This window comes from Caballeronia sp. M23-90 (assembly GCF_053574605.1).
In genome coordinates this window covers 1-5075 of sequence record NZ_JBSIPA010000465.1, presented here as the reverse complement: position 1 = coordinate 5075, position 5075 = coordinate 1, and the positions used below count along the sequence as shown (strand labels likewise).

Annotated in this window: 5 protein-coding genes and 3 pseudogenes; 6 read left to right on the top strand and 2 right to left on the bottom strand. The window is 57.7% G+C overall.

The window, feature by feature from the left end:
- The 4 genes and pseudogenes from ACRXB1_RS30050 to ACRXB1_RS30035 all read left to right on the top strand — a co-directional run.
- Positions 1–549, top strand: a pseudogene (locus tag ACRXB1_RS30050) (IS3 family transposase); the annotation flags it as partial.
- Between the two features lie 123 nt (positions 550–672).
- Positions 673–1179, top strand: a complete 507-nt coding sequence (locus ACRXB1_RS30045; protein ID WP_449494110.1) for a helix-turn-helix domain-containing protein — start codon at positions 673–675, stop codon at positions 1177–1179.
- Positions 1176–1727, top strand: coding sequence for an IS630 family transposase (locus ACRXB1_RS30040; protein ID WP_449494109.1), 552 nt, complete (start codon positions 1176–1178; stop codon positions 1725–1727). Before ACRXB1_RS30045 ends, ACRXB1_RS30040 begins: the two co-directional genes overlap by 4 nt.
- Positions 1728–1733: 6 nt before the next feature.
- A pseudogene (locus tag ACRXB1_RS30035) lies at positions 1734–2240 on the top strand (ISKra4-like element ISBusp5 family transposase); the annotation flags it as partial.
- A 67-nt stretch (positions 2241–2307) separates the two neighbouring features.
- Here ACRXB1_RS30035 and ACRXB1_RS30030 read toward each other — a convergent pair.
- Positions 2308–2829: a hypothetical protein gene (locus ACRXB1_RS30030; protein ID WP_449494108.1), complete on the bottom strand. Its 522-nt coding sequence runs from the start codon at positions 2827–2829 to the stop codon at positions 2308–2310.
- Here ACRXB1_RS30030 and ACRXB1_RS30025 point away from each other — a divergent pair.
- Together ACRXB1_RS30025 and ACRXB1_RS30020 are read left to right on the top strand one after the other, a co-directional pair.
- Positions 2802–3038: pseudogene (locus tag ACRXB1_RS30025) on the top strand (transposase domain-containing protein); the annotation flags it as partial. The gene ACRXB1_RS30030 and the pseudogene ACRXB1_RS30025 overlap by 28 nt on opposite strands.
- Before the next feature lie 176 nt (positions 3039–3214).
- Entirely contained in the window at positions 3215–4342 is a 1128-nt protein-coding gene (locus ACRXB1_RS30020; RefSeq protein ID WP_449494107.1) for a molecular chaperone DnaJ, read from the top strand.
- 97 nt (positions 4343–4439) lie between these two features.
- Here ACRXB1_RS30020 and ACRXB1_RS30015 read toward each other — a convergent pair.
- On the bottom strand, positions 4440–5075 hold a 636-nt coding region (locus ACRXB1_RS30015; protein WP_449494106.1), incomplete at its 5' end, for an IclR family transcriptional regulator domain-containing protein.

Here is a 5075-nt window from a genome sequence, read left to right as displayed (position 1 = left end):
CGGTCGCACCGGACCTGCTGCAACGAGACTTCTCTCCCGCGCGTCCCGACCAGGTCTGGACTACGGACATCACGTACATCTGGACGGACGAGGGTTGGCTGTTTCTGACCGTCATTCTCGACCTGTTTAGCCGTCAGGTGGTGGGCTGGTCGATGCAGCCGCACATGCGCACGCAGCTGGTGTCTGATGCGCTGCGTATGGCGTGGTTTCGCCGCCGTCCGCAAGCGGGCCTGATCCTCCACAGTGACCGTGGCAGTATTGCAGTCATGACTTCCAGGACCTGCTCAAAGGCTACGGCATGCGCAGTTCGATGAGCCGCAAGGGAAATTGCTGGGACGCGTCAATTCGCCGACCGAAAGCCTGTGGGGATCGCTCAAGCGTGCACGCATCCTCGGCCAGCGCTTTGCAACGCGTCGCGAAGCGATGGACGAGGTAATCGACTGGTTGAGCTTCTACAATCATTCGCGCTTGCACTCGACGTTGGGCTACGTCAGTCCGATGCAGTTCGAGCGGGACTGGTACGCTGCCCAGAACCAACGGGTGGCATAATCTCACTCAGTTAAGGGATCCGAAATTCGCGGGCAACGTCATAATGAGTGGATTCTCGATTGGGCGCACATCGGACGGATGTTGCGACGCATTGAGCAGGCTAAATGTCGCTGGTAAACGCGTTTGAATTTTGTTAACTTCGGCGGACCCATTGCGCCGGAGCACCCGATGAAGTGTGTTGTAGAGCTGAGCGAAGCCGAGGATAAGACCTTGCACCAGATGTCGTTGAACCACCAGCATCGCGACATGCGCATCCGGGCGGCAGGCGTGATGATGCTTGGGCGCAAGATCAAGCTGACCGAGGTCGCCTTGCAGCTCGGCGTGAGCGGGCAGTCGCTCTACAACTGGGCGCACGCCTGGCACGAATCCGGTATCTGTGGACTGCTGGTCGGTCATAAGGGCGGGCGTCCCCGTTCGTTGTCTGAAGCCATGATCGCCACCGCCATCGAGGCGGCCGGCGCCGAATCGATGACCCTCAAGCAGATTGCGCAGCGCGTCGAAGAAGCACATGGTGTGCCTTTTCCCTGCCGCCTCGATACCTTGTCGAGCACGCTCAAGCGGGCCGGTTTTTCCTACAAGCGTGGCCGATATTCTTTGAAAAAAAACGTAACCCCGAGGAGTTCGCCGTGAAGGCCGCCACCCTCGCGAAGCTACAGCAGGCCGCACTCGACGGAGCGTGCCAGCTGTTCTATTTCGATCAGTCCGGGTTCAGTGCTTCGCCCCCGGTGCAGCGCGGCTGGTCGCCCATCGGCGAACCGCACCGTGTCTTCCCACAACCGCATTGCAGACGCTCCGTCCTCGGTGCACTGGATTTCGGTGCCAACCTACTGACCTATCGCGCCAGCAAGGCGACGATTAAACGCCTCGACGTCGTGCAGTTTCTTGACCGGATCGCCCGGGAGAGCACACCCGGTCTGACAACCGTAGTAGTCCTTGACAATGCCTCAATCCATCACAACCTCGATAAGGAAACCATCGACCGCTGGTTTCTCGAACATCGCATGGTGCTGTTCTATCTGCCGCCTTACAGCCCCGAGCTCAATCTCATCGAGATCCTCTGGAAGCACGCCAAGTATCACTGGCGACGTTTCGTTTCCTGGACGAAGGAGACCATCGATGCCGAGATCGGAAAACTACTCGACGGATTCGGTTCAAAGTTTCAAATCAAATTTTCGTGAACACTTATCGCACCTCTGGCATATGAGCGACTCACGGACAGTGGGTCAGCTTTTGAACTATGGGATCTTTTTGTCCGCTTCCGTCACTACGTTTGGGTCGGATGCACAGTGGCCTGGCGACAGTTTGCAGCTAGACTCGCTCGCTTGCTTGATCTGCGTGAGAAACGAGATCCCGCAGTGAGCAGGCAAGTCAGGAAAGTGAGCTATAGCCTCTCGAATGTGGTCACGTATCTCAACAGTAACGTTGAGTCGCTGATCGACTTTCGCACATGGCAACTTGCGGGAGGGCGGATCTCCACCTGCTTCGTCGAATCGTCAATTAACCGAATCGTTGGCCGCCGAATGTGCAAGAGCCAGCATATGCGCTGGAGTCGCGTGGGGGCACACAGTGTCGTGCAATTGCGCGTCGCGTTGTTGAACCAGGAATTTCACGAGCTCGCACAATGCCAGTTTCCGTGGATTGGACGGCGACGTGTTACGTGGCCTTGGCAACGAACATCCCAGCCTTTTTAACGGCTTCCCTTAACAACTGCTTTGCGTTTGAGAAGGAGCTCAGGTAAACGATCAACATTCGTCATCGTTATGCTCCTTTGGCGTGGCGACGCCGGCGGCCTGCATCAGCAGGCTCGCCAGATGGGTGATTGCCCTTGCGCGTTGTACCGCGCTCATCCCCTGAAGCTCGACGGCGTCGAACGTCATGTTCATCTGGCGCGGTATCGATTGCAACGACTGCAGACTTGCTGGAACGACGTTTGGCAGCTTGCCCATTGCGCTTCTCCCGGACGATGGTGGAATCGTCCGGTGAGTTTCCTCGCAAATGCTGATCAACAAGCAACTGGTGCAGATTGCGCAGCGCCATCACGGTGACTCTCGGGTCACCAAGCTTCATGGATGAACACACGGCAGCATCCAGCATCCACCCAGCAATCATCTTGATCGTACCGCATCCGGCATCGATGTGGACTACTCGGCTTCCGCCGCGCTGCTCGACATCTCTAACCTTGACGCGGTGCCCATACAGCGGGTGCCAACGATAGTGGACTTCAACTTCCTGCCCGATATGGGCAGAATGAACGGGCAATGGCAACATCGAGAAATTCATGGCTCTTCTCTGACACAGTTGCAGGCGCGAAGGCGAGCGCCATTGTCTATAGCCTCGTGCTGACTTGCCGGGCCTGCAAAGTCGAGCCCTATGCGTATCTACATCACGTGCTCACCGAGATGCCACAACGGGCATCGGACGCTGACATCAGCGACCTGCTGCCGTTTAACTTCGCCAAACGAGTGCAGCTCGCTTCAACCCACCCGTGAAGCACCCCGATCTGGGATCCAATCCGCGTTCTCCACGAGCCCGTGGCATAAGTCGATCATCGATCGGCAACGTAGGCATGCTCGCTATCGCAACGCGGGCGCCAGCGCGGTGCAAACGCGGCCTCGGCTAAAATAGCGGCGTGCTCGTTCTCGCATCAACCAGCGGAAATCATCCCATGACCAGGCCAAATCTCAGATCCATCAGCATTGCTCCCGACCATAGCAAGTCTAATCTGTCGAAAGGGCAAAAGGCGTTCAACACGCTTATCAAGCAGATTGAAAAGCGACGCGCCAGACTGAGTGCCTGGGAGGCTGCAATGCCTGCCTTCCATCGGAAATACGTAAGCGATTTCGCTCCCCTTGAGCAAACTTCCAGCGACTTGCGGACCAAGCTCGTGCATCGCCTGGACCAGGCGTACGCTCAGAAGGGGCTGACCAAATCCGAGCGACGCACGATTGCAGACCTGATCAGCGACCTGGCAGTTGAGCTGGTCGCGCAAAGCGACGATCCGGAGCTTAAAACGATTTACAACCGGTATAGCGAATCTGACTTTGACAGTGAAGCTGCCGCCGAGTTGGACGACATGAAATCGGTGCTTGAGGCCATGCTCGGGGTCGAGCTTGGCGACGACGTTGATATAAGTTCTCCCGAGGATGTACTGCAGCGTGCCCATGCGCAAATGGAACGGATGCAGGCACAAGATGCACTCGAAAACCAGGCTCGGGAAGCGCGCCGCGCCAAACGAAAAAAGACGCCTAGGCAACTCGCAGCAGAGGCACGAGAACAAGTCGAGCAGGCCGAACTGAGCTTATCGATCCGTGAGGTCTATCGCAAACTGGCCAGCGCCTTGCATCCCGACCGCGAGACCGATCCGCAGGAACGTGAGCGCAAGACCACCTTGATGCAGAGGGCCAATCAGGCGTATAGCAAAAATAGCCTGTTGCAATTGCTTGAGTTGCAGTTGGAGTTAGAACACATTGACCAGAGCGTCATCAACAACATCGGCGAAGACCGGTTGAAACACTACAACAAGATTCTGAAGGAACAGCTCGGTGAACTCGACCACGAAATCCTGCATGTCGAGAACGGATTCAAGCACAGCTACGGAATTCCGCCCTTCATCGACGTGTCGCCCGGCACCATCATGCGCAATCTTGCCGCTGATATCTTCTCGCTGCAGGAGAGCCTCGACGCCCTTGAACATGACCTGCTCGTATTCGACGACATCAAGCAACTGAAGGACTGGCTAAAGATGGTGAAGCGGTCATTGGCCACGCCGCGCTTCGACGATATGCCGTTTTAGCGGAGCGCCGTTCGCCATGCTTCCTCCGAAGTGTGCAGAAAACACCGCTTACATCTGAACGATGGCGTCGATTCCAACCGGTCCTGAAACGCGTTGGCTAAAGTGCGCGTTGCAGACGCGCTGCGACAGCCTTTAAAACAGACAGGAACTTCTCCTCCAGGGTCTCCACGCTGACCCGTCCGGAAAACACGCTCACGCTGACCGCGGCCTCGATCGCACCGCTGCGATTTCTCACCGGCACCGCCATTGCGGACATGCCAATTTCGAGTTCCTCGTTGCTGATCGCATAACCGTTTTGCGCAGCGAGTGCGATGGCCCGCAATACGGTCTCTGTGGTTGCGAGCGTGCGTGTTGTCAGATGCTTCATGGGCGTCGCGTCGAGACGACGGCGAATCTCCTCCTCCGACAAACCCGACAGCAGAACGCGACCGGTCGCCGAGCAATAGGCCGGCAGTCTGCCGCCCAGTTTCACGCCGGTCGACACGATTCTCACCGCCTCCGCGCGCGCGATGAATACCGAATAGCCCTCGTCCAGCACCGCCAGCGAGACCGATTCCTGCAATTCGTCACGCGCACTCGTGAGAAGCGGTTGCGCGATCTGCGTCAGCGACGACGTGCTGAGGTACGCGCTGCCCAGTCTGAGCATGCGCGGCAGTGGCGTGAAGAACTTGCCGTCGTGCGCGAGATAGCCGAGATCGACGAGCGTGAGCAGGCAGCGGCGCGCGGCCGGCCA

Excerpts from the sequence above, each read along its gene's own strand:
- ACRXB1_RS30030 (WP_449494108.1), bottom strand. The coding sequence starts at position 2,829 with ATGAATTTCTCGATGTTGCCATTGCCCGTTCATTCTGCCCATATCGGG.
- ACRXB1_RS30020 (WP_449494107.1), top strand. The coding sequence starts at position 3,215 with ATGACCAGGCCAAATCTCAGATCCATCAGCATTGCTCCCGACCATAGC.